This is a genomic window from Lysinibacillus sp. COL-1, from assembly GCF_059814265.1.
On record NZ_JCAWSJ010000002.1, the window covers coordinates 499,108 to 519,204 of the forward strand.

The following is a 20,097-nucleotide window of genomic DNA, read 5'->3' on the forward strand; positions in this document are numbered from 1 at the left end:
AAAAAGTAGTTTCATCCCGAAAAAATGGTCTTTTATCCAAAAATAATGAAAATTCAAACACTCTGTTATATATTAATTTACAACAAATAAACCTGTTATGGAACAGTTAATTAAAAGTTTTTTAACAGAGTATATTGTACACAAAGGGGAAGGTGGAATTTCAATATGTCAACTCGTCAAGAAAGAATCGAAGCTTTAGAAAAACAATGGGCTGAAAACCCACGCTGGGCTGGTATTGAACGCACATATTCAGCTGAAGAGGTTGTTAAATTACAGGGCACTGTGATAATTGAACAAACATTGGCGCAAAAAGGTGCTACTCGACTTTGGAATTCGTTACGTGAAGAACCATTTATTAATGCATTGGGGGCATTAACAGGTAATCAGGCGGTACAACAAGTAAAGGCTGGATTAAAGGCTATCTATCTATCAGGCTGGCAAGTGGCTGCGGATGCAAATCTTTCTGGTCAAATGTATCCTGACCAATCGTTATATCCTGCTAACTCTGTACCAGCAGTAGTAAAAAGAATCAACCAAGCACTTCAACGTGCCGATCAAATTGATCATGCTGAAGGACGTGTCGATCAATTTGACTGGTTTGCACCAATCGTAGCAGATGCTGAAGCAGGTTTTGGTGGTCCTCTAAACGTATTTGAGCTTGTAAAAGGCATGATTGAAGCTGGTGCAGCTGGTGTGCACTTAGAAGATCAATTAGCTTCAGAAAAGAAATGTGGACATCTAGGCGGTAAAGTTTTACTGCCAACGCAAAACGCTGTTCGTAACTTAGTGGCTGCTCGTTTAGCAACAGACGTTATGGGCGTAGATACAATTTTAATTGCGCGTACAGATGCCGATGCTGCGGATATGGTTACTTCAGATATTGATCCACGTGATGCGGAGTTCATAACTGGTGAACGTACACCTGAAGGTTTCTTCCGTACAAAAGCAGGTATTAAACAAGCAATTGCTCGTGGTTTAGCTTACGCACCATATGCAGACTTAATTTGGTGTGAAACTTCTAAACCATCACTAGAAGAAGCTCGTGAATTTGCTGAGGCCATTCATGCAGAGTTCCCTGGTAAAATGCTTGCATACAACTGTTCACCATCATTCAACTGGAAAGCAAACCTTTCAGAAGAGGAAATTGCAGAGTATCAACGTGAGCTTGGTAAGCTAGGTTATAAATTCCAGTTTGTAACATTAGCAGGTTTCCATGCACTAAACCACTCTATGTTTGAGCTTGCACACGATTATAAAGATAATGGTATGGCTGCATATTCTAAGCTGCAACAAGCTGAGTTTGCTTCAGAATCAAAAGGCTATACAGCTACACGCCACCAACGTGAGGTAGGTACTGGATACTTTGATGAAATTTCTCAAGTTATCTCTGGAGGTACTTCTTCTACAACGGCAATGGCAGGTTCAACTGAAACTGAACAGTTTGTATAAGTCTTGATTGAATTACGTGTTTTCCTAAATTCATAATCATAGAGTAGTCTCCTCCGCTCCTCCTAAGGCGGAGGATGACGAAACTAAAATAGCAAAGGTGGGTAAACAACTAATGGAACAGGCAACGACAGGTAAGCTTAAAATTGTTGGAGAACAAAACGAGCAAACGAAGGAAGTTTTAACACCTGAAGCTCTTGAGTTTGTTCTTGCCTTGCATAAAAATTTTGATGCTCGTCGTAAGGAGCTGTTGAACGCTCGCCAGGAAAGACAAAATCGTCTTGATACAGGAGAGAAACTGGATTTCTTACCAGAGACTAAAGGTATTCGTGAAGGTGATTGGACAATTGCACCACTTCCAAAGGACTTGCAAGATCGCCGTGTCGAGATTACAGGTCCTGTTGATCGAAAAATGGTGATTAATGCTTTAAACTCTGGTGCAAAAATGTTTATGGCTTGCTTTGAGGATGCATCCTCTCCAACGTGGGAAAATATGATTGGTGGTCAAATTAATATGCGTGATGCTATTAATAAGACGATTGAGTTTACGCAAGCCTCCAATGGTAAAACGTATACATTAAATACTGAAACAGCAGTGCTGTTAGTTCGACCGCGAGGCTTACATCTGCTTGAGAAGCATGTGCTTGTTGATGGAGAGCCGATCTCAGGGAGTTTCTTTGATTTTGGGTTATATCTATTCCATAATGCGAAAAATGCACTAGCACAAGGTACTGGGCCATACTTCTATTTACCGAAGCTTGAAAGTCATTTAGAGGCTCGTCTATGGAATGATATCTTTGTGTTTGCCCAAGATTATATTGGCATCCCACAAGGGACTATAAAAGCTACTGTTTTGATTGAAACGATTTTAGCAGCGTTTGAGATGGATGAAATTTTATATGAGCTACGTGAACATTCAGCTGGTCTGAATTGTGGCCGTTGGGATTATATTTTCAGTTATATTAAACGTCTTCGCAATCAAGCTGACGTTATTTTACCAGATCGTGGCCAAGTAACGATGACTGTACCTTTCATGAAGGCTTATACGTCTTTATGTATACAGACATGTCATAAGCGAAATGCACCAGCAATGGGCGGTATGGCTGCACAAATTCCTGTTAAAAATGATGATGAGGCGAATGCGGTGGCATTTGCAAAGGTTGCAGAAGATAAACGTCGTGAGGCAACAGAGGGACATGATGGTACTTGGGTAGCACATCCAGGTATGGTGGCAACTGCAATGGAGCAATTTGATGCTATTATGACAACTCCTAACCAAATTCATAAAAAACGCGAAGATGTACATGTAAAGGCAGAAGATTTAGTAGCTGTACCAGAAGGGACAATTACGCTTGAAGGTCTTCGTATTAACTGCAGTGTTGGTGTACAGTATATTGCTTCATGGCTTCGTGGTAACGGTGCTGCACCTATAAATAACTTGATGGAGGATGCTGCAACAGCAGAAATCTCTCGAACACAAGTATGGCAATGGATTCGTCATCCTAAAGGTATTTTAGATGATGGACGTGGCATTACGTTAGCGTTTGTCTTAGAGATATTGGAAGAAGAGCTTGTGAAAATTAAAGAGGCTGTTGGGGAACAAGCCTATAACAGTGGTCGCTATGAAGAAGCTGCTGAACTGTTTAAATCTTTAATTGAGCAAGATGAGTTCGCGGAATTCTTGACACTTCCAGGGTATGAAAAATTAGCATAAGATAAAATCTACTATTAACATATTCAACTTTCCTAATTCTACTAACATAACGTGACGGGGTCTGTTCCCCCGTTAAATGAAAGAGATAAGCATGATCGAATTAAAAGGGGTCTAAATAAAAGTTAAGAGGTTTTAAGGGGGAAAAGATGTCTTATTAGCTTAGATGGGGAGCTGTAGGGCATCTTTTTTGAAATAAATCCGCGTAGCTGCTGCAGCAGTTTACGCGGATTTTTTTCCGTCTTAGTTTACAATGGCTAGTACGAAGCCGTCATACCCCTTCACACCAACTGTTTGTATAGCTGTTGCTTCAATTCTAGGTTCCTCTTTTAGTAAATCTATAAATTGCTGTACGCCTCTGACACGTTCATCTTCACTAATTTCATCAGTTACCGCACCATTACGAACTACATTATCCGCGATGATGATGGCGCCTGGATGAGCTAGTTTTAACGCCCACTTCAAGTAAGCGGGGTTATTAGGCTTATCGGCATCAATAAAAATAAAGTCAAATAAATGGCCTGCTTTTTTCAAGTTTGGTAATGAATCTAAGGCGTTTCCTAAAATGATCTCAACCTGTTCCTTATAGCCAGACCTCTCTATATTTTGCTGAGCAACTAAGGCAAACTCTTCATTAATTTCTAAAGTCACTACTTTCCCTTCTTTAGGAAGAGCCTGCGCTAAGCAAATACTGCTATAGCCACCAAGTGTGCCAATTTCTAAAATAGTTGCTGCTCCTTTTATTTTAGCTAGTAAATATAATAGTTTCCCTTGAGTAGGGGATACATCTATCTCTGGAATACCTGCTTCTTTATTAGCCTGTAGTACAGCATCAAGGTGTTCGTTTTCTGGTAGAAGCTTATCCATAAAATAGTCATCTACATTTTTCCAAACATTTAACTCTGTCATGATACAGTCCTCATTTCCCTATATTTTAAAGTGCAAGCTTGCCAATAAAGTGTATGATAGAATAAATCATAATAAAAATATATTATTATTATTTATACATAACTTTATATTATGAATAGGGGTGAAATCATCAACAGTCATAGCTTAAAATTATTTTATCAGGTTGCTACTACAGGTAGCTTCACTAAAGCTGCAGAGATCTTGTGTATTAGCCAACCTGCCGTTTCAAGTCAAATGAAGCGATTTGAACATGAACTAGGAGTCCAATTATTTAAGCAACAAGGGCGTGGTGTAGTACTAACAGAAGTTGGTGAAGCTCTAGCAGAGAAAGCTCAAAATTTTATTGCTCTTGAACAGCATATTGAAACATTTATCGAAAATTACCGTTTGGCGAAAGCAGGGAATTTACATATTGTGGCTACCTATCTGCCTGCCAATTTTTTAATTCCAAAATGGGCAGCTACTTTCAAGGCTGCAAATGAACAGGTGGATTTAATGATTACAACAACCAATACGAAGGACGCTTTTGAACAACTAATAAACTATAAGGCGGATATTGCGATATATGGTGGAGGAATGTCTGAAAGGCCGAAAGAAATCGAGTGGGATGAATTATATGAGGATGAGTTATGGTTTGTTGTGTCTCCAAATCATCGCTTTGCACATCAATCCATTACATTGGTTGAAATGTTTCAGGAGCCTTTTATTATGAGGGAAGAAGGGAGCTCGATGAGAGAGCATCTGTTTTCGTTATGTCAAACATACCAAGTGAAACCACCGAAAATTGCCCTCCAATTTAATGGCATCAATGAAACAATTCGCTCGGTCATGGCAGGCTATGGTGCAAACTTTATTTCTGCCCTTGCAGTTCGAGAGTATGTAGAGAGTGGCCAATTGGCAAGGGTTTATGTAAAGGATATACATGCTATTAAACATAAAATCGCTATTTGTACGAGAAATAACGAGAAACAAAATATGCTTGTGCAAAAATTTATTGAAACAATTAGAAATTCCCCAATTTAATAAGCTTGTATCTCATGCATTATTGCAGTAAATTTGTTATACTAGTTATATAACAAATTTGGAGCTGATAAACATGTTTATTCAAATAGAGCCACAATCAGACGTACCGATCTATGAGCAGGTGACACGTCAAATTATTGAAGGTATTGCAAGAGGCGAAATGAAACCAGGCGATACCCTACCATCTGTGCGAGGGTTAGCTGCTGATTTAGGTGTGAATATGCATACTGTTAATAAGAGCTATCATGAATTAGAAGCGAAAGGAATTATTGTTATTCGACCGAAATCAGGAGCTATTATTAGTTCAACTGAGGAGAGAGCTTTGTCACCTGAGCAGCTACGACAAATCGAAAAGAATTTAAAGCCTGTTGTAGCAGAAGGAATGGTGCTCGGCGCAACAGTAGAACAAATTGAGCACATGATGAAAAAGGTATTCGCTGATTTGCAAATTCCAGCAGAGGGAGTGTAGCAAGATGCTACTGGGTGTTTTTACAACAATCTACATCATGACATTAGCTATGCAAATGATGGTTCCTTATATTGTAAGGGAGACTATTGTTTTTGGGGTTACTGTACCTGATCAGCATATTAAGCATCTCGCATTAGCTAAGCTGAAAAAACAGTATGTTCAATTGGTAGGAGGCTCAGGCATAGTATTTCTAATCATTATGTTGATGTGCTACAATCGTCTAGCTTCTTCTGAATCCACTCAAAGTATCGTTTTACTAAGCTGTTTGTTTAGTATGCTTACCGTAAGTATGGTGCTGTACTGGATAAATCATCACAAGGTATCAACGTTGAAAAGGCAGGAGCAGTGGGGCGTAAATATTAAACAAGTACGAGCGGTTGATTTAACTGCTCGAAGCCGTGATGCAATGATTCCTTGGACATTTTTTGCTGTGCCTATAGGGATAGCGGTGTTTTTAATCATTTACACATTGCTCCATTACGACCTAATGCCAAATGATATAGCTGTACATTGGGGACCAAGTGGAGAAGCAGATGCTTGGAGAAACAAGACTTATTTTACGGCTATTTCGCTGCCGCTTGTTATGCTAATGATGCAATGTATGATGTGGGGAATTACCGATTCTATTAAACGTTCTGCTATTAAATTAGCTGTAAACCGCAAAGCTGAATCGTTGGAAGATCAGCTAAAGACTCGAAAATACATGAGTTGGCAAATATTGCTGATGAGCTATGCCTTAACCATTCTATTAACGGTTTTACAACTAAGCAATATTTATCCTTCCATGATTGTTGGCTATAAGCTATTACCAGTATTTATTTTATTTCTAGCTGTTGTGTTAGGTTCACTATTTATTTATATTTTGAAAAAGCGTAAACATAGAGTGCGTTATGAAGATAATGTTGATTCACAGGTAATGGATGTAGATGAAGATCGTTATTGGAAAGGCGGCTTAATTTATATGAATCGACAGGACCCTTCCGTTTTTGTAGAGAAACGTTTTGGAGTAGGTTGGACCATGAACCTTGCAAATCCAAGAGGTTATATTGTTATTGGTTTGCCTTTTCTTTTATTACTGTTGATTTCCATATTCTCGTTATAAAATAATAGTAATTTGTGATGAAAAATTCGTTCCATATGAGCGAGTTTTTTTCTTATTGATTGGAGGTAGGCAGATGCAAATTCTTGTTGTCGATGACGATGCTCATATTTTACAGCTAGTTACTATTTATCTCACAAGGGAAGGCTATCAGGTACTATGTGCAGAAAATGCACAGCAGGCATTAGCCTTACTAGAAGGGAATCTGCCTGATTTAGCTGTTGTCGATGTGATGATGCCGGGGATGGATGGTTTTACATTAACCGAGACTTTAACGCAAGATTATGACATTCCTGTTTTATTATTAACAGCGAAAGGCGAGCTTGAGGATAAAGAGCGTGGCTTTTTAGCAGGATCAGATGATTATGTTGTAAAGCCTTTTGAGCCAAAGGAATTATTGTTTCGTATAGCAGCTATTTTACGGAGATTGGATAAGAAAAATCAAGTAACTTTCCAAGTAGGCAAATTAGTGATTGATCGTCGAAGCTTTGAAGTTGTCATAGGAGAGGATACACTTATATTACCTTTAAAGGAATTTGAACTACTTGCTTTATTGGCATCACGCCCTCACCAAGTATTTACGCGAAGCTATATTATGGAGCAAGTATGGGGCTATGACTATGAAGGAGACGAACAGACGTTGAATACTCATGTGAAGCGAATTCGCGAAAGATTAAATCGCTATGACACGGCTGTTGAAATCACAACTGTAAGAGGTGTTGGCTATAAGCTAGAGGAGACAACATGAAAACTTTATACAGTAAATTTGTTGTGACGACGATGCTAGTGATGATTGGTAGCCTATGTATTGGTTTTTTAGCAACGAATACGTATTATCATCAAGTGGTAAAAGAAAAGAATGATGCAAAAAACGTAAACATAGCAAAGGATATCGTTCATTATATTGAAACAGCGAAGCCAGAGGATTTAAATAATTATTTGAAGACACTGGGTGAAATTGGCTATCAAATATATGTAACATCAGGCGAGGAAGGGTATTTTTTTGGTGGAGACTATCGTGATAAAACATTGTCAGCATCTGTTGTTGACCGCGTTTTACAAGGAGAAACCTATCATGGTATGCGAGACTTCCCTAAAGAAACCTTTGTGACAGGATTTTTCGCTAATGAATTGATTAATACAGTTGGTGTGCCATTTACGTATGAAAACAAGCCATATGCATTATTTATAAGACCTGATATTCGCTTATTATTTTCGGAAGTGCATACGATACTTGCAGGGTTAATGTTGGTTATGACAGTACTGAGTTTACTAGCAATGCTATTGTTTGCTAAAGCATTAATTCGTCCGATTACAAAGCTAACGGCGGCAACTCAACAGCTTGCGCATGAAAAGTTTGATACGGTGTTAGATATTGATAGTGCAGATGAAATTGGTCAATTAGCTGTAAGCTTTAATAGGATGACCGAGAAATTACAAGAAAATGATCGTATACGAAAGGAATTTATTAGTAATGTATCGCATGATTTTCAGTCGCCTTTGTTAAATATTCAAGGCTATGTTGACCTCCTGAAAAATCCGCTGCTGACTGAGCAGGAAAGACAGGAGTATGCAGCGATCATCGAGTTGGAAACAAAGCGCTTATCTACATTAACCAAGCAATTATTATTACTAACATCTCTCGACCAATCGACAAGAATCGTAAAACGAGAGCCGTACCGATTAGACGAACAATTGAGGGAGACTGTGCGAAAATATCGCTGGCAAATAGAAGAGGCACAGCTTCAAATAGCCTACAAGCTAGAGCCAATTAGTTATGCTGGTGATGCAGGACTTTTACAAAATGTGTGGGATAATTTGCTGACGAATGCTATTAAATATAATGTAGAGGGTGGACAAATACATCTACAATTACAGAAAAAATCTACTTCACTTGAAATCCTTGTGGAGGACAATGGGATGGGGATGACGACAGATCAATTAGCCAAAGTATATGACCGCTTTTATCGCGCAGATGCTTCCAGGACAAAGCAAGGAACAGGTCTAGGACTAGCAATTGTCAAACAGATTGTAGAGCTACACGGAGGTACTATTCAGATGGAAAGTACGATGCATGTCGGTACAAAGGTTTATATTCATTTACCAGTCTTGTCATAAGGAGTTCATGTAAAGTTCATGTTCACACGTTAAACTGCTACTTAGTTGAAACAAGCTTAGGGGGAGTTTTCGTATGGAACAGAAGTGGAGTATACGTCTTATTCGATTAGCGGCTATTTTTGCTTTCATCGGTACGTATTTAGGTTCACATATGTCAGGATCAGGTAGTTATGAATATAGACCAATCCATGCACATATTTTACTTGTCGGCTGGCTAAGTATGTTTGCATGGGGCATTTTTTATCGAGCCTTCAAAGTGAAATCACAAAAATTAGTAGCCGTTCACGGTTGGACAGCTATTCTTGGTGTTTTGGGTTTAACAGTTGGCATGTGGTTTTACAATATAAATCCATTTAATTTTGGTAGTACATTTACATTAATCTTCTTTATTGTAGGTGGAACTACGCTATTAATCAGCTTTGCCTTATTTATTATAGTAACATTCATGATTCATCAACAAGACTATATAAAAAGTTAATCCATTACGCATTTCTAGCGCGCAGATAAACAATGTATCCAAAATTTTTCGATTTTGCCTGTAAAAATCTGTTGAGAAAAAATATTCATCTCCCACTATAGAAAAAGGAGATGAATGCCGAAACAAGAGAAAAACCTACCGTATCACAATTCATGATACGGTAGGTTTTAAACTGTCTATTTAATATTTTCAAGCGATTTTTTCAGCCATTTTTCAGCCTCTTGATAATCTTGTGCAACCCCATGCCCTTTTTTGTAGAGCATACCAAGCTGAAATTGAGCCTTTTGATGTCCTTGATTAGCAGCCAATCGATAAAGCTGGGCAGCCTTTGCAAAATCTTTCGGTACACCCTGTCCATGAATGTGCATTTGAGCTAGTTGATATTGTGCCTTTATATGCCCTTGTGACGTTGCTTGTTCAATCCATTTAGCTGCCTCCGTGTAATCCTGTTTAACACCTTTCCCTTTATCAAATAAATTACCAAGTTGATATTGAGCACCTGCATGGCCCTGAATAGCAGCTAGTCGATAACATCTGCGAGCTTCTTCAAGATCCATAGCAACCCCTAATCCCTGCTCATACAGTAAGCCTAATTGATACTCCGCTTGAATATGTGACTGATCCGTTGCGGCTCGCCACCATTTTACAGCCTCTGTATAGTTTATAGGTACATCAACCCCTGATGTCAGTAATAGACCAAGTTCATACTGAGCATCAGCATAGCCTTTGTTAGCAGCAACTTTAAAGTATGACATAGCTTTAGCAGGCTGTTTTTGCTGATAGACATAAAGCCGACCTAGCTCGAAGCCGGCGCTAATATGCCCATTGTCAGCTGCTCGTAGAAGCCATTTTTCTGCTGAAACAAGATCCTGTTCTTTTTCATACAGTAAGCCGAGACAGTACTGTGCATTTAAATGTCCTTTATATGCTGCTAGCTTGAACCATTTTAAGGCTTCTAGATGATCCTTCGTCATTCCTTGTCCCGTATTGTAGAGCATAGCCAATTGAAACTCTGCGTTCACATGGTCTTGTAAAGCAGCCATATGAAACCATCTCGCCGCTTCTTCAAGGTTTTGAACAATACCACGACCTTTAAGGTACATATAGCCGAGATTATACTGTGCACTGGCATCGCCCGCTAAGGCAGCCATTTCGAAATAAGCGATGGCCTCTGCGTAGCTTTGCTCGACACCTGTGCCATTATGATAAAGGAAGCCTAAATTGTTTTGAGCACTTGTATTGCCTTGGTTGGCTGCTAAAGTATACCATTTAGCCGCTTCATGAAAGTTTTGCGAAAGGCCTAGACCTTGATTATAAAGGACACCTAAATTATATTGCGCATCTGCATTTCCGAGATCTGCCGCAATTTGATAATGGTGCGCGGCTTCCTTATAATCTTGTCCAACCCCATGCCCTAAATGAAAGAGTACGCCTAGACTATAGTGGGCATTTGCGTCATTTTGTGCGGCAGCTCGTTCATACCATACTTTCGCAAGTTTATAGTCCCTTTTCACCCCTCGCCCGTGATTGTAAAGAGTTCCTAAATTATATTGTGCACTGGCATCACCGTTTTGCGCTGCCCTTTCAAACCATTTGGCTGCATGTGTATAAGCCTCTGGCGATTGATTGTGCTGGAGTATGTTCTTATCCAATATGGTTGGAAGCTCTGTAGTGTGAGGAGTTAGACTTGCTGACTTGAAACTACGATCATAGCGTTTCATAAACCATTCCACAATATCGCTAAGATAATCCAAAACAATTTTTGCCGCTTTGGCTTCCACAATGTCGTTACTATTATGACTTGTCATTTTATGAACTAAATTCATTAATAAATAAATCCGACGAGGGTGAATTTGCGCTACAAAACTTCGATTATTTAATAGTGTACGGATATTTTTCGTTTTAGGTTCAGTATGCATTTCCAGCCGATAAATCTCATAAAGAATTTCTTCCAATACAAAAAGAGATTTTTGTAAAGATGTAGCTGGGTTTGAAATAGCGAGCAAACTTGCATCCTGTAGGTTTTTTGCTAATTTTGTGAAGGACAGCTGCGTTAATTTCTGACATTGTTCTTCAAGAATTTCGTAATGCATAACAATCACCCTCACCTCTTTCATCAATGATGCCTCGGCATCATTGCGTCTAATTTTCTTCGAGCCAGTTGAAAGCCCCTCTTCTAAATCTCTTTGTACATATATCGGAGAAAAATCTATATTATTGATAAGTTTTAATGGGATTCATCAGTTGAATTGTTGCTGTGACATGATACTATTTGATATAAGGGAAATTCGTAGCTACGGAGAGCCCGTCAGCCTATAGGTGGGGGATCGAAATGAAAAATATTGCAGCTATTATTCCAGCATATAATCCACAACAATCACTCATTACCTATGTACATCAATTATTAGCAACGACCATTACACAAATTGTTATTGTCAATGATGGGAGTGATCAAAGATATAAAGATATTTTTGAAGATCTAAATAAAATTGATCGTTGTCAAGTATTGCAGCATGATCGCAATATTGGAAAAGGTGGTGCATTGAAGACAGCCTTTGCATTTATCCGAGAGCAAAAAGGAAAGTGTCATGGTGTCCTTACAGTGGGGGCACATGGGCAGCATGCACTGCAAGATGTTAAGCTTGTCTTAACGATGACAAAGGTGTTTTCAGAAGGTATTGTGCTAGGGGTACGTAATTTCCATTCTGCCGATAGTTCATTTCTTTCTTATTGGGGAAATCGTGCAACAAGCCTATTTTTTGAGTTACTGTATCATCGAAAATTAATGGATACACAAACGGGTTTGCGATATATATCGATAAATGAGTTGCCTTGGCTGATGAAGGTGAAAGGCGAACGCTATGATTATGATACAAATATGCTAGTTGCGGCACTGAAAAGAAAGTGTCCAATTTTTGAGGTAGAGATTGGGCAATTACGTTTAAAGAAAAATACAATTATCCAGTACGATGAAATAACCAATGCAAGCACTATAATCACAAGAATGCTGATGAATTATTTAAAACCAAGGAATGGCTAGGTTTAAATTTGAAATAATGAGCTAGGATAAAGAATAACGATTACTCATGAGGACGTAGCGAGTATAGAAAGAAGGAGCAATGTTTATGGAATATTCAGATCAAGTGAAAAATCGTGTGAAACGGATGGAAGGCCAGCTACGTGGTATTTTGAAGATGATGGAGGAAGGTAAGGACTGTAAGGCAGTCATTACACAGCTATCGGCTGTACGCTCTGCTGTAGATCGTACAGTTGGTGTTATTGTCAGTACAAACTTATTAGAATGTGTCCAAAATGCTGAAGGTGATGACGAAAAAATGAATGAAGCCATTCAGGAAGCCGTTAATTTGGTTGTGAAAAGTAGATAATTACCTCGATTTTCGGAACAAAAAATAGTAGCTGAATCCAAATAAAACTCACTATAAATGGGGTGAGTTTTATTTTTTTGCAAAAAAATAGTTATATTCGAGAATTATATTTAGTTCTTAGGTATTTTATATCATGTAAGTGTTGATATATTTTTAGATGAAAGTCTTAGTTAGTGAACTTGTATGATAGCTTAGTAGGTACTTTCTTTGTTATGCTAAATAGTAACAAAAGATTCAAAGGGAAGGTGATTAGTGATGAAAAAATGGTTGTTATGTGGAGCAACTTTATTGATGTTAAGCCCAACTGCTGCCTATGCAAAACAAACAGAAATTACTTCCCCAATTTATCCTGTGGTAGCTGACTCAACAGTAGTTACTTGGGATCAATTGACAAAAGAGCTTGCTAAGCAAATGCAAAATTTCGAGACGGAAATAAAATTTACGTATACAGGCCCTATGGGTGATTTCAAAAAAGAAATGATGGATGCGTTTGAAAAGGCTAAACAACAAGCTGTTTATGCAAGTGGACATTTAGAAAGTATGACGGTTTCAGCTGATTCTCTCGGAAATGTAACGTATAAAGTGAAGTACCTGACGAATCAAACACAAGAAGTAGCTGTACAAAAAAAGATTAATCAAATACTGAAAAATATTATCAAACCTTCTATGACAGAGTTCCAAAAAGTAAAGGCTATTAACGATTATATTGTATCGAATACGATGTATGGAACAAAAACAAAGGCAAGCCCACATAGTGCCTATGCTTTATTTTTTGAAGGACAAGCTGTGTGTCAAGGTTATGCATTAGCTGCACAAGCCTTGTTAGAGCAATCTGGGATAGAGACAAAATATGTTATAGGTTTTGTGAATGGGAACGAGGCACATGCTTGGAATTTAGTAAAGGTAGATGGAAAATGGTATCATTTAGATACAACATGGAATGATCCTTTGCCAAATCGTGTTGGTGCTGCTTCATATGACTATTTTTTAGTGACGGACAGTCAGCTTAACAAAGATCACACTTGGGTTAAAGCCGATTATCCTACTGCTACAAGCACAAAATACAGTTATATGCACAATGTTCATTTTGCGTATCAGTTAAATAATGCTGTTTATTTTAGCAATACGGCAGATAACGATAAACTGTATAAGCTGGATATGACTAGTGGGAAAAAGACAAAAGTATTAGATAAACGTGCATTGTATATTACTGGAACTAATGATTATCTATACTATAGTGATTACAGTAACGGTGGGTATTTGACAAAGCTGAATTTGAAAACATTAAAAGCTGAAGTGCTAGTTAAGCAGCCAGTAACGAATTTAAAGATCAATGACAATGATTTGCTGTATACTATGAATACTAAAGAATATAAACTTAAAATTAATTAAGTCAACAAACAAATATTAACAAGCACAATTGGACCCTTAAGTGAGTTCTTTGTGCTTTTTTTGTATATAATGAAAAGAAGACGGTTGGAGGTGAGGAATTTGTGGAAGAAATTAGCTATTATTGCCATTATTATTATTTTTATTGATCCCATTTATATGGCTGGTAAGGCAGTCGTTCAGCAGGTGCTGGATTGGACAAATAATGACGAAATAGAAACAATGCTTCTTTCAACAAAGGAGAAAATCGTAGATGTTACTGCTAGACTTTCAGACGATGCCTCCATAGAAACAGCCATACCTATAGAAGATATACATGAAGCGGAGGTAGCACCTAAAGCGCCGCCAATTCAGAAACCAGAAACGAAGCTAGTCGTGACAAATGCCAAAGAGATGGCTGATGCCATGTATGCATATTATAGTAGTTTTTCACCGAAGTTTGAAATTCAATATAAAGGTAATACACAACGAATTGAACAAATTGTGGAAGAGGCCTACAACAATGCTATTGAACGAGATGATTATGTTTATGGTCATGTTAGTAAGCATTCAATTCGTTATGAATATGGGCGAAATAAGGCAACTATTTTTGGAGAGCAGAGCTATTTAATGACGCCAGAACAGGCTGCTTTTGTCGAGATGAATGTCCAAGAAATCATCAGCAAAATCAGTAAAGACTCTATGACAGAAGTAGAAAAGGTACGAGCAGTCAATGACTATATTGTCGCTAATACTGCCTATACAGATCAAACAAATTCTAGTCCACATAGTGCCTATACCGTACTTGCGGAGCATGGGGGAGTATGTCAGGGCTATGCTTTACTAGCTCACTCGATGCTTCAAAAACTGGGAATTGAAACAAAATATATCGTGGGCTATGTCGGTCAAGAGGGACATGCGTGGAATTTGGTCAAGCTGGATGGACAGTGGTATCACCTTGATACGACATGGAATGATCCAGTACCAGATCGCAAAGGTGCCATTCGTTACCAATACTTTTTAGTAGATGATCGTACAATGGCGAAAGATCACACGTGGATTGCTGAGGATTATCCAAAGGCAACAAGCACAATGTATAGTTATTATCATGATATAGACTTCCCAGCACAGGCTGGCGATCAATTATATTTTAGTAATATCTCTGATGACAATAAGTTGTATGTGCTTGATATAAAGACAGGTAAAATAAAGCGTGTCACAAATACTCGTGCACAATACATCGTTTACTCGGATGGGTGGCTATACTTTAGTAATTACTCTCGGGGGGCGTATTTAACAAAAATTCGTCCAGACGGTAGTGGAGAACAGGTACTAAATAGGGAAGATACAAAGGATATATTTGTGAAGGATGGCTTCCTCTATTTCACAACGAATGAATTGAAGAGAATGGCTCTCTAATTTAACATAAAAAAGGTGATGTCAACGGCACAAACAGCCATTTTGAAAGGCGAGGGGGTAATTTCCGTTCCGCCAGCGTCCTTTCCAGGGGGCAGTTCACTAAATCCATGTGGCAAAGGTGTCTTTTCCTTCTCTTTTATACTAGCCGTAGCGATCAAAATATTTGTATAATTAGAGAAAGGATAGGCTCTTATTTTCAATGTGGAGAAGTGATTAGTTACACACCTCTCTATAAATAAGTAGTGAACACCTTCACTTTACTTAGGAATTTTTTCTAAAAAGATAATCTTTTGTGAGGTGGAGCGGAAGGCTACTCGATTCCCGCGAGACTGGCGAGCCTCTAAACACGAAGCGGCTCGGCGCTAGCCCACGGGAAAGCAAGTAGCCTGCAACGGAAATCCATCTTCAGCTTTCACAAAATAGATGGTTTTGTTTTTTTACACTATGAAAAGGGCAATGACTTATAAATAGTCATATGCCCTTTTTGTACGTTCAATCAAATAAGTAATAGGCTGATGCTGACAAAGTTTAATATCAATTTGTGGATATAGTAAGGTGATTTCCTCCGTAAAAGTCTTTAAAATGAGTGGATTATGCTTGATGGCACCACCATTACAATAAAGTGTAAATGGTCCATTCTGATAGCCCATTTTTTTCAATACAGCGCTTGCTAGAAGAACTAATTCGTAGGCAGCCTGTAGTGATATTTGCATGGCGCAAGCATCTTCTTGCTCGACTGCCTTTGCTACAAATGAGCTCATCTTGGCCAGCTGTGCATTCGTATAGGATGGATGGAATAACCATTCCGCAAGCTCTGTTACATCCTGTATATTTAAAAAATGATAGACGGCTTCTTTTAAGATTGTTGGTTCACCACGACCATCCTCCATTTTAAATACAGCTCTTACTACTTCCTGCCCTAGCCAATATCCACTTCCCTCATCACCAGCTCGATGTCCCCAACCTCCTGCACGTACAATTCGTTGCCCGTCATAGGCATAGGCGATGGCTCCTGTTCCGGCAATGAGTAATGCACCAGCCTGTCCAGCAGTCACACCAAGTAGTGTAGCTTCCGCATCATTTTCAATAATTAGCGTCTTGATTTGTAGCTGTGTGGCCTTTAGGGCATTTTGAACAATGGCCGTTACTGTGGCATGATCCTTAGGAGAATCAATGCCAGCTAACGCAAAGGTAGCTACAGCAATTTGAGAATGGGGGTACTTTTGCAAAAATGTTTGTACATTTGCTAAAAGTCCTTGTAATCTTGCTGTAGCTGATTCGACACCAATGGCTTGATAATTCGAGCCTTGCATTGTTGTAGAATAGTGAATGTCACCAGATTCAGCATGAACGACCGCACATGCTGTTTTTGTTGCTCCACCGTCAATAATCAATAACCAATCCTTCATTGATTCCATTCCTCAAGAAAGGCTGTTAATTCCTTTTCCGCTTGTATAATAGAATTTTCCTTTAAGCGGACCCATTCATAAAGGTTTTGAGCATTCATTTTTGAACGTTCGAGCGCTGCTTTCATTGTGGCTGGAGCTGGGCCACCTAGCAATGTTCGCACACCAACAAAAGATTCTGGCTTTAATGTTTTATAAAAGTCTTCTTCTGAAATAGCTAATTCCTTTCCCGTAATCAATTTAGATTGTGTATTGGCAAGGCCCCATGTAAGGCTTGCTAGTGATTCTTCGCCATGGGCAAGTAGAACTTTAATACATTTGCTAACAATACTATGTGCTTGGCGGAATGAAATCCCCTCTGAACGCACTAATGTATCTGCAAGCTCTGTAACATTGGCAAAGCTATTCTCTGCACGGTTTCTTAATTTCTTTTTATTAACATCCATTGTGACAACAAGAGAACCAAATAACTTGTAAATACCATTTAAACGGTCAATGGCACGCCATAAATAGGGCTGCATATCATCTTCAGTGTCGACGATATCTCCGAACGGTGTATTATGTACCATTTGTAATACTGTACTTGCATCTCCAACAACCGCAGATAGTAATGAACGTGTATGCTCTACGGAAACAGGGTTACGTTTTTGAGGCATTATGGAACTTATCTGGACATATGGACTTGCGAGTGTGAATGCATTAAATTCCTGGGTAGCCCATAATAAAAAATCCTGAGATGTACGGCCGAGATTGAGTGCAGCAAGCTGTACAATACTTGCCGCTTCAGCAATATAGTCTGCGCCTGCAACAGCATCCCATGCATTTTCGATAATATCATCAAATGCCAGTAAATCACGCATCCGTTCTCTACTAATATTAAAACCTGTCGTTGTTAAGGCCGCCGCCCCCATACTACTGCGATTGACAGTTTTATAGACATGCTGCATCCGCTCAAAATCACGCTCAAGCTGGTCAATAACAGCTTTTAAATAATGGGCAAAGGTTGTGGGCTGAGCCTGCTGTGTATGCGTGTAGCCAATCATGATGGTATCTATATGTTCCTCGGCAGCCGCGATTAAGTCATCACGTAATGTTAGTAACTCTTTCATTAATAATAATAGTTTTTTCCTTAAGGTCATACGATAGATGGCGATCCCCATATCATTCCTACTTCTGCCAATGTGAAGATTTCCTGCAACATCACCAGCAAGCTCGATTAGTTTATTTTCAATGCGGAAAAATAAATCCTCATATTGGGGACTGTAATCCTCTAAACGATAATAATTTAAATCTATTTTTTTTAGAGCTATCCCAATTTGTTTCGCTTCATCTTTTTTTACGAGTCCTTGTTCTTCTAACATTTTTAAATGAGCAATATTAATTTGTAGCATGATTGTTAAAAAATTTTTCTTCGCCTCATCATAAGCTGGCTGTAAGACAATTTTCCGATAGATGTTAGAAGGGAATATCATCCCATCTTCCCGCTGCGTTTTGTTGCGAAAATCTTCAAACATTGTAATGGCCTCCTAATAGATTGGCAGCTAGATGGCTGTACCAGCACTGCCTTTTGATAGTTTTTCAGAAATAATAAGAACAACTAAAATTAAGCAAATTTGTAAGACACCATAAGCACAGGCGGTCCCAAATTTAAATGCATATAATTTTTGGAATATCGCTACAGACAATGGAATAGTAGATGTACTGTATATTAGAATGGATGCAACAAACTCACCAAAGCTTTGCACGAGAGCTAAGAGTGTCCCTGCTAAAATTCCGGTGAATGTTAACGGTACGACAATCCGTCTAAATGTATACCACCAATTGGCGCCTAAGCCACGTGAAGCCTCTTCAATCGATTGATCTAGTTGTACAAGAGAGGCGGAAGTAGATCGAAAAACAAGTGGTAAATGTCGAATAAAATACGCTAATGGCAAAATCCAAAATGTACCGATCAATACTTGATTGAAACTAAAAATACTTTCTGTACTAAACGCAGCGATTAAATTAACCGCTACAACAGTACCAGGTAAAGCCCAAGGTACCATAATCAAAATATCGAGCAATGTTTTCCCTTTAAAGTTTAACCGAACCATAGCATAAGCAGCAGCGACACCAAAAATGATATTGCCGATTGTTGCTATGACACCCATTTGAATGGAATTCCAAATAGGCCGCCATGTACGCTCATCAGTAAAAAGAGCAATATAATGATCGATCGTATAGTCGGTCGGGAGAATTTGCGTTTTCCAAGCACCATCAACAGAAAAAGATATCAATATCAAAACTAATATCGGCAATATTAATATGAATGTCCCAACAAAGGATGCGATTGTTGCCATAACTTTAATTTTTTTAGAGGATACCTCGGAACGATGAACACTGATACCCTTACTGAGATTTTGATAATTTCGCTGATTCTGATACCAACGCATGATGATTAAAAAGGTAATAGATACAAAGGATAAAATCATCGACTGTGTTGCAGCCATCTCAAGATTGCCATTTGTACGTGATAAATATATTTGCATCGTCATGGTGCGCTCTACACCAAACATTAAAGGTGCTGTATAGGAAGCCATTGAGATCATAAACACTAATAAGGACGAGGCGACAATGGAAGGTGTCAGCATTGGTAGAATAACCTTTGTCCATACGCGAATACGCCCTGCACCTAGACTGGTTGCAGCCTCTTCTAAAGCAGGATCGAGCCCCTTAATAGCAGCTGAAGCTGTTAAGTAGAAGTACGTATACATCGTGAAGATATGAACGACGATAACTCCCCAAATGCCTTTCAATGCAAACGGTACATGGTCTAATCCGAATAGATGCTGAAAGATTCGAGGGAAAATACCGCTATCGCCATATAAAAATGAAAAAGAAAGTACACCCACTAGAGGAGGAAGTGCCATAGGAACTAATACTAAAATAGACAGTGTACGCCTTCCTGGGAAATTATAGCGCTCCAGTAAAAAGGCCATCGTAACCCCAACGACTGCACAGCAAATAACACTGATGATCGAAATATAAATACTGGTCCATAAAGCCTCTAAGTTTGCTGGGCTCGCCAGATCAAAAAATTTTTTATAGTGAAAGAAAGCCTCATCACCAGCAAAGCTTTGGATAAATGTTTGATAGAAGGGGTAAACCACATAGGCGAACAACACTAAAAATAATGGCGATATTAAAATATAAACAAACCAATTGGATTGAAAAATTCGTGTCCACGCGCTTTCCTGAGAGGCATTGACAGACTGTTTTCCCATAT

General features: G+C 38.7%; 17 protein-coding genes. 12 read left to right on the forward strand and 5 right to left on the reverse strand.

Annotation, left to right across the window (positions count from 1 at the left end; genetic code table 11):
* The first annotated feature begins 165 nt into the window (after positions 1 to 165).
* Together aceA and aceB are read left to right on the forward strand one after the other, a co-directional pair.
* Positions 166 to 1,449 (forward strand): isocitrate lyase, encoded by a 1,284-nt coding sequence (gene aceA / locus AC6BKE_RS03020; protein ID WP_036122155.1) that lies wholly within the window; start codon positions 166 to 168, stop codon positions 1,447 to 1,449.
* 112 nt (positions 1,450 to 1,561) lie between these two features.
* A complete protein-coding gene (gene aceB, locus AC6BKE_RS03025) occupies positions 1,562 to 3,160 on the forward strand; it encodes a malate synthase A (RefSeq protein ID WP_271912042.1) in 1,599 nt (532 codons plus the stop codon).
* 240 nt (positions 3,161 to 3,400) lie between these two features.
* On the opposite strand, the gene AC6BKE_RS03030 is transcribed toward aceB, so the two are convergent.
* Entirely contained in the window at positions 3,401 to 4,066 is a 666-nt protein-coding gene (locus tag AC6BKE_RS03030) for an O-methyltransferase (RefSeq protein WP_499855794.1), read from the reverse strand.
* Between the two features lie 129 nt (positions 4,067 to 4,195).
* Here AC6BKE_RS03030 and AC6BKE_RS03035 point away from each other — a divergent pair, with 129 nt between their 5' ends.
* The 6 genes from AC6BKE_RS03035 (at position 4,196) to AC6BKE_RS03060 (ending at position 9,253) form a co-directional block, all read left to right on the forward strand.
* Positions 4,196 to 5,089: a LysR family transcriptional regulator gene (locus tag AC6BKE_RS03035; protein WP_499855927.1), complete on the forward strand. Its 894-nt coding sequence runs from the start codon at positions 4,196 to 4,198 to the stop codon at positions 5,087 to 5,089.
* A gap of 73 nt (positions 5,090 to 5,162) precedes the next feature.
* The gene (locus tag AC6BKE_RS03040) at positions 5,163 to 5,558 is read left to right on the forward strand and encodes a GntR family transcriptional regulator (RefSeq protein WP_036126599.1); all 396 of its coding nucleotides are present in this window, start codon (positions 5,163 to 5,165) and stop codon (positions 5,556 to 5,558) included.
* 4 nt (positions 5,559 to 5,562) lie between these two features.
* Positions 5,563 to 6,660: a DUF1648 domain-containing protein gene (locus AC6BKE_RS03045; RefSeq protein WP_499855796.1), complete on the forward strand. Its 1,098-nt coding sequence runs from the start codon at positions 5,563 to 5,565 to the stop codon at positions 6,658 to 6,660.
* 73 nt (positions 6,661 to 6,733) lie between these two features.
* Positions 6,734 to 7,405 (forward strand): response regulator transcription factor, encoded by a 672-nt coding sequence (locus AC6BKE_RS03050; protein WP_089933926.1) that lies wholly within the window; start codon positions 6,734 to 6,736, stop codon positions 7,403 to 7,405.
* Positions 7,402 to 8,775, forward strand: coding sequence for a HAMP domain-containing sensor histidine kinase (locus tag AC6BKE_RS03055; protein WP_036126608.1), 1,374 nt, complete (start codon positions 7,402 to 7,404; stop codon positions 8,773 to 8,775). The genes AC6BKE_RS03050 and AC6BKE_RS03055 overlap by 4 nt, the downstream gene beginning before the upstream one ends.
* Positions 8,776 to 8,848: 73 nt before the next feature.
* Positions 8,849 to 9,253 (forward strand): hypothetical protein, encoded by a 405-nt coding sequence (locus tag AC6BKE_RS03060; protein ID WP_036126609.1) that lies wholly within the window; start codon positions 8,849 to 8,851, stop codon positions 9,251 to 9,253.
* Between the two features lie 176 nt (positions 9,254 to 9,429).
* Here the strand turns inward: AC6BKE_RS03060 and AC6BKE_RS03065 are convergent, their stop codons facing one another.
* Positions 9,430 to 11,346 (reverse strand): SEL1-like repeat protein, encoded by a 1,917-nt coding sequence (locus tag AC6BKE_RS03065; protein WP_271912050.1) that lies wholly within the window; start codon positions 11,344 to 11,346, stop codon positions 9,430 to 9,432.
* A 239-nt stretch (positions 11,347 to 11,585) separates the two neighbouring features.
* On the opposite strand from AC6BKE_RS03065, the gene AC6BKE_RS03070 reads away from it, so the two are divergent.
* From AC6BKE_RS03070 to AC6BKE_RS03085, 4 genes are all read left to right on the forward strand, one after another.
* Positions 11,586 to 12,293, forward strand: a complete 708-nt coding sequence (locus tag AC6BKE_RS03070) for a glycosyltransferase family 2 protein (RefSeq protein ID WP_058843778.1) — start codon at positions 11,586 to 11,588, stop codon at positions 12,291 to 12,293.
* Between the two features lie 85 nt (positions 12,294 to 12,378).
* Positions 12,379 to 12,639 (forward strand): metal-sensitive transcriptional regulator, encoded by a 261-nt coding sequence (locus AC6BKE_RS03075; protein WP_036125888.1) that lies wholly within the window; start codon positions 12,379 to 12,381, stop codon positions 12,637 to 12,639.
* 255 nt (positions 12,640 to 12,894) lie between these two features.
* Positions 12,895 to 14,031 carry a transglutaminase domain-containing protein gene (locus AC6BKE_RS03080; RefSeq protein WP_499855798.1) on the forward strand — a complete coding sequence of 379 codons (1,137 nt, stop codon included), beginning with the start codon at positions 12,895 to 12,897 and terminating at the stop codon, positions 14,029 to 14,031.
* A gap of 90 nt (positions 14,032 to 14,121) precedes the next feature.
* Entirely contained in the window at positions 14,122 to 15,426 is a 1,305-nt protein-coding gene (locus AC6BKE_RS03085) for a transglutaminase domain-containing protein (RefSeq protein ID WP_338652233.1), read from the forward strand.
* A gap of 461 nt (positions 15,427 to 15,887) precedes the next feature.
* Here the strand turns inward: AC6BKE_RS03085 and AC6BKE_RS03090 are convergent, their stop codons facing one another.
* The 3 genes from AC6BKE_RS03090 to AC6BKE_RS03100 are packed head-to-tail and all read right to left on the reverse strand — an operon-like array spanning position 15,888 to position 20,095.
* Complete coding sequence (locus AC6BKE_RS03090) at positions 15,888 to 16,835, reverse strand: N-acetylglucosamine kinase (RefSeq protein ID WP_058843775.1); 948 nt, start codon at positions 16,833 to 16,835, stop codon at positions 15,888 to 15,890.
* Entirely contained in the window at positions 16,832 to 18,346 is a 1,515-nt protein-coding gene (gene argH, locus AC6BKE_RS03095) for an argininosuccinate lyase (RefSeq protein ID WP_499855800.1), read from the reverse strand. The genes AC6BKE_RS03090 and argH overlap by 4 nt, the downstream gene beginning before the upstream one ends.
* 27 nt (positions 18,347 to 18,373) lie before the next feature.
* On the reverse strand, positions 18,374 to 20,095 hold the full coding sequence (locus tag AC6BKE_RS03100; RefSeq protein WP_499855802.1) for an ABC transporter permease: 1,722 nt from the start codon (positions 20,093 to 20,095) through the stop codon (positions 18,374 to 18,376).
* Positions 20,096 to 20,097 lie beyond the last annotated feature (2 nt).